Origin of the sequence: Arthrobacter crystallopoietes BAB-32, from assembly GCF_000328305.2 — a bacterium.
Taxonomy (GTDB): domain Bacteria; phylum Actinomycetota; class Actinomycetes; order Actinomycetales; family Micrococcaceae; genus Crystallibacter; species Crystallibacter crystallopoietes_A.
Map to the genome: position 1 here is coordinate 1 of NZ_ANPE02000042.1, position 5314 is coordinate 5314.

The window sequence follows — 5314 nt, forward strand, 5'->3', positions numbered from 1 at the left end:
GCAGCACGTTCTTCGGCGCTCTTCGGATGCTCGGAGAGTTGCTGGGTAAACTCCAGCGCTGTTGTCATTTTTCCTCCACCTCTGAACAGCACGGCGCTGTGCCGAAAAGTTAATGATCGCTAACTAGCGTACTGCCAAAAGCGACGCGATCGCATTGCCGGTCTCCGCCGTCGTCCGTGCCGCCGTACCGCGGGCAGCGATGTCCTTCTCCACCGCCTGCTCCACGCGGCCGGCCGCCTCGTCGAGCCCGAGGTGCTCGAGCAGCAGCGCCACGGAAAGAATGGCGGCGGTGGGGTCCGCCTTCTGCTGGCCGGCGATGTCGGGGGCCGACCCGTGGACCGGCTCGAACATCGAAGGCGCGGTGCCCTCCATATTGATATTGCCGCTGGCGGCCAGGCCGATGCCGCCGGTGACGGCCGCGGCGAGGTCGGTGAGGATGTCGCCGAACAGGTTGTCGGTGACGATCACGTCGAACCGCGACGGATCGGTGACCATGAAGATGGTCGCGGCATCGATGTGGAGGTAGTCGACGGCGACCTCCGGGTACTCACGCCCGACGGCCTCGACGGTCCGCCGCCAGAGGTGTCCGGCGTGGACCAGCACATTGTGCTTGTGCACCAGAGTCAGCTTCTTCCGGCGCTGCTCGGCCCGGCGGAAGGCATCGCGGACCACGCGCTCGACTCCGTGGGCGGTGTTGACCGAAACCTCGGTGGCGATCTCGTGCGGCGTCCCGACGCGCAGCGCCCCGCCATTGCCCACGTAGGGGCCTTCGGTCCCCTCGCGGACCACTACGAAGTCGATCGGGCCAGGGTTGGCCAGCGGGCTTGGCACCCCGGGGAACAGCTTCGCCGGGCGCAGGTTAATGAAGTGGTCAAGGCTGAAACGCAGCTTCAGCAGCAGTTCACGCTCAATCAGGCCGGAGGGGATCCGCGTATCGCCCGGGGGCGGCGCCGATGGCCCCGAAAAGAATGGCATCGTGGCTGCGCAGCCGGTCCAAGGTGGCGTCTGGCAGCGTTTCGCCGGTGGCCAGCCAATGCTCGGCACCGAGCAGGTACTCGGTCAGCTCGAACCGGACCGGCTCGCCGGCCGTTGCGGCCTGCAGGACCTTGACCGCCTCGGCGATGACCTCGGGGCCGATACCGTCGCCGGGGATGACTGCCAGTGAAAATGCCTTGGAATCTGCTGCGTTCATGCCCTCCAGTTTAGGAAGTCATCCCACATCCTGAGCAACACATCTCATTAAATGGACAGCATGATCGGCAAACGGCCAGGGGCTGGAAGATCAGACTCCGGCATGACGCCTCCGTGGTCCTGCCGGCCCTAGAGTCAATGTCATCATGCGTGTTCACCACCGAATCTACCGCTGGCTCCAGGACAACCAGGGCAAAGTCGACCTGATTGCCATGCTGGTTGCGGTCGTCTTCTTCGTGCTGCCGTTCCTGCTCACTGCCGACCCGGCAGCCTTCGTGCTCTCGGCAGGCATCGTGGTGCCGCTGGCCTGGCGCCGCACCCGTCCCTGGCAGTCCGGCCTGGCCATGGCCATTGCGTGCCTGGCCCAGGTGCTGCTGCTCGCCGAGCCCCTGCCGGCCGACGTCCTCGTGCTCGTGGCCGTCTATTCACTGGCCGCCTATGCTCCCCGCTGGGCCAGCCTCGGCGGCCTCATCATGGCCATGGTCGGCGGCCTGCTCTTCATCATCCGCTACTGGTTCATCCCGAGCGGCTACGGGGTCGGCCCGGCCGGCGGCGGGGTGGAAGTGCTGATTCCCGTCTACCTCGTGGGCCTTGTCGCCGTCGACGCTGTGGTCCTGGCCTGTTGGACCTTCGGCGACCTGGCCCGCACCCGGCGCCTCGCGGTGCAGGCGCTGCAGGACCGGGCGCGCCGGCTGGAAATCGAACGCCAGCAGGAACGGGACCTGGCGGCGGCAGACGAACGCAGCCACATCGCGCGCGAAATGCATGACATCGTGGCGCACTCCCTCTCCGTGATCATTACCCAGGCCGACGGGGCCCGCTATGCCAGCGCCCAGGATCCAGCCATCGCAGGGCAGACGCTGGCCACCATTGCCGAAACCGGCCGCACCTCGCTGCGCGAAATGCGGCGCCTCCTCGGCGTCCTGCGCGGCGACGAAGTTGCCTCGACCCGCCCGCTGCCCGGCTTGGCCGACGTGGAAACCCTGGTCGAAACGGTGCGCCGCTCCGGCCTTGAGGTCGAGCACGAATGGGTTGGCCAGCCGCGCCGTCCCCTGCCTGCCGGCGCCGAACTCACCGGCTACCGGGTGGTGCAGGAGGCACTGACCAACGTCCTCAAGCATGCCGGGCCCGATGCCACCGTGACCGTCCGGCTGGAGTGGAGCGGCCGCGGACTTGACCTGGCAATTATCGACGACGGGCGGGGCGCGGCTGCCGATCCTTCCACCGCAGGCAGCGGCCAGGGGATCGCGGGAATGGCCGAACGGCTGGCCCTCTACGATGGGACGGTGGAAGCCGGCCCGAAGAGCGGCGGAGGTTTCCGCGTCCTTGCGTTCATCCCCTACACGGAGGCTTGATGTGGCTACCCCGCCGTCACCGGACGACAACCTTGGCACCGGTCCCATTAAGGTAGCGCTGGTCGATGACCAGCAGCTGGTGCGCGGCGGCTTCAAGATGCTCATCAATTCGCAGCCGGACCTCGAGGTCGTAGCGGAAGCGGGCAACGGACACGAAGCGGTGCGCGAACTGGCCAAGGTGCGCGCCGACGTCGTACTGATGGACGTCCGCATGCCGGGCATGGACGGGATCGAAGCCACCACGGCCCTGCTGGAAAGGGCGGCCGCCAAGCCTGAAGGCTCGGCCGGGCGGGACCTGAAGGTCGTGGTCCTGACGACCTTCGACCTGGACGAATACGCCCTCTCGGCCATCCAGGCCGGAGCCAGCGGCTTCCTGCTGAAGGACGCCCCGCCGGAGGAGCTGCTCGCGGCCATCCGCACCGTGTACCGGGGCGACGCCGTGATCGCGCCGTCGACCACAGGCCGGCTGCTGGACCACGTGGCTCCCCTGCTGCGCACTCCGTCCGCGCAGGTGAGCCGGCATGCTGCCGCCGTGGAGACCCTGACTGCCCGCGAGCGCGAAGTGTTCACCCTGATCGCCCAGGGGCTGTCCAATCCGGAAATCGCCGCCACCCTGTTCCTGTCCGAGGCGACCGTCAAGACTCACGTGGGCCACATCCTGGCCAAGCTGAAGGCCCGCGACCGTGTGCAGGCCGTGGTCATCGCCTACGAAACCGGGATCGCCGCGCCCTAGCACCTCAGCCCGCGGACCGGGGCGGACCTCCACCCTGGGTATGAGCTGCACCCGCGAAGACCAGCCCGGGGTCCGATCCGCCGGCCCCCTTCGGCTTCATAGCGTGGGAGTATGACTACCAGAACCGCGCATTCATCCGCCCCGCTCCCCCGGTCCTCCGGCTCTGCCGCACCGGCGGCGGCCACCGAGGCCCTCAGCAAAACCTACGGCAGCGGCGACACCCGCGTGCAGGCGCTCAGGGAAGTGAGCGTTTCCTTCGAGAGCGGCAAGTTCACCGCGATCATGGGTCCCTCCGGCTCGGGCAAGTCCACGCTGATGCACTGCCTGGCCGGGCTGGATTCGGCCGACTCGGGCAGCATCCGGATCGGCGGCACCGAGATCACGGCGCTGGGCGACGCCCAGCTGACCAGGCTGCGCCGCGAGCGCGTGGGCTTCGTCTTCCAGGCCTTCAACCTCGTGCCGACGCTGACCGCCGAGCAGAACATCACGCTGCCCATCGCCCTCGCCGGTGGCAAGGTGGATGCCCAGTGGCTGGACTACATCACCGCGATCCTGGGCCTCGCCGAGCGGCTCAAGCACCGGCCGCATGAGCTCTCCGGGGGCCAGCAGCAGCGTGTGGCAGTGGCCCGTGCACTGCTGACCCGCCCGGATGTGGTCTTCGGCGACGAACCGACCGGCAACCTGGATTCGAAGTCCGGCGCCGAGGTGCTGGCCCTGCTGCGCCGGTCTTCGCAGGAAATGGGCCAGAGCATCATCATGGTCACCCACGATCCGGTCGCCGCCTCCTACGCGGACCGCGTGGTCCTGATGAACGACGGCCGGCTGGTCGGCGAACTCGATCAGCCGGACACGGAGTCGGTACTCGCAGCGCTCGCCGGACTGGGGGCTTGAGGCATGCTGAAAGTAGCCCTCGCGGAGGTCAAGACCCACACCCGCCGGTTCATCGCCGTCGGAATCGCGGTCATGGTGGCCGTAGGCTTCCTCACCGCGACCCTCATGGTCAACGCCTCCTCGGAGGCCTCGCTGGCCAACAGCGTCGGGGCCGGTTTCCGGAACGCGGACCTGGTGGTCACGCCGGGACCCGAGCAGCCGCTGGATCAGGCGGCAGCCAAGGCCGTGGCCGGGGCGGACGGCGTCGCGGAGACCTACGTCCAGCAGCAGGCGTACATCGCGTTCGGCGCTGCCGGTTCCGCCGGTTTCGGCGTGCTGCAGAACCTGGCCGAAGCCCCGGGGCTGAACGCCGCGGAGCTGCTCGAGGGCGCCTGGCCCGCCGCTGGCGAAGTGGCTCTCGACCAGACCACCGCCGAACGCCTGCAGCTCTCCCCCGGAGCCACACTCCAGCTGGCCCCGGCCACCGGCAGCGTCGCGGCCCAAAGCCTTGCCGCCGGCGGCCACGCCCTGACCGTCTCCGGCATCACCAGGGCGTCGGCCGACCCGCTGATGATGGGCCAGCCGCAGTTCCTCGCCCCGCATGCCGTGCTGGGCCAGCTCTCCTCCGCCGACGCCCCGGCCGAGTTCCGTACCATCCAACTGGACCTGGCACCGGACGCGGGTGCCGCGGAGGTGCGGGAATCCGTGTCCGCGGCACTGGCTGCCGCCGGCTTCGGTGCCGCCACCGTCAACACCCCCGCTGAGCAGACCAAGGAGCTGGTTGCCAGCTTCACCGGCGGCACGGACCAGCTGACCGTGGTGCTGCTGGCCTTCGCCCTCGTCGCCCTGCTGGTCTGCAGCCTCGTGGTGGCCAACACGTTCTCCGTACTGATCGCCCAGCGCACCCGCGAACTGGCCCTGCTGCGCTGCATCGGTGCGGACCGGAAGCAGATCCGCGGCTCGGTCCTCGTAGAGGCGCTGCTGGTCGGCGCGGTCTCCTCGGCGGCGGGCGTCCTCGGCGCCGTTGGTTTGCTGGCCGGGCTCATCGCCTGGCTCCAGCAGCAGCCGGACACCGGCTTCGCTGCGCTCGCCGTCACGCCGCTGGCCGTCCTGGCCGGGGCCGGCACCGGGATCCTGATGACCGTCCTGGCGGCCCTGGCTCCGG

4 protein-coding genes and 1 pseudogene are annotated in these 5314 nt (G+C 69.0%); 4 read left to right on the forward strand and 1 reads right to left on the reverse strand.

Translation table 11 applies throughout. The annotated features are described in order from the left end of the window. Window positions 1-123: 123 nt before the first annotated feature. Window positions 124-1192 (reverse strand): annotated as a pseudogene (locus tag D477_RS01135) (3-isopropylmalate dehydrogenase). 145 nt (window positions 1193-1337) lie between these two features. Between D477_RS01135 and D477_RS01140 the strand changes: the two are divergent. The 4 genes from D477_RS01140 to D477_RS01155 form a co-directional block, all read left to right on the forward strand. Next, on the forward strand, window positions 1338-2546 hold the full coding sequence (locus tag D477_RS01140; protein WP_005266456.1) for a sensor histidine kinase: 1209 nt from the start codon (window positions 1338-1340) through the stop codon (window positions 2544-2546). 1 nt (window position 2547) lies between these two features. Then, the gene (locus D477_RS01145) at window positions 2548-3279 is read left to right on the forward strand and encodes a response regulator (protein ID WP_005266457.1); all 732 of its coding nucleotides are present in this window, start codon (window positions 2548-2550) and stop codon (window positions 3277-3279) included. 111 nt (window positions 3280-3390) lie between these two features. Next, window positions 3391-4170 carry an ABC transporter ATP-binding protein gene (locus D477_RS01150; protein ID WP_005266458.1) on the forward strand — a complete coding sequence of 260 codons (780 nt, stop codon included), beginning with the start codon at window positions 3391-3393 and terminating at the stop codon, window positions 4168-4170. Between the two features lie 3 nt (window positions 4171-4173). After that, a partial coding sequence (locus D477_RS01155) for an ABC transporter permease (RefSeq protein WP_005266459.1) occupies window positions 4174-5314 on the forward strand: 1141 nt, incomplete at its 3' end.

Bases quoted from the DNA above. Each gene is read 5' to 3' on its own strand.
- D477_RS01140 (WP_005266456.1), top strand. From the start codon at position 1,338: ATGCGTGTTCACCACCGAATCTACCGCTGGCTCCAGGACAACCAGGGC.
- D477_RS01150 (WP_005266458.1), top strand. From the start codon at position 3,391: ATGACTACCAGAACCGCGCATTCATCCGCCCCGCTCCCCCGGTCCTCC.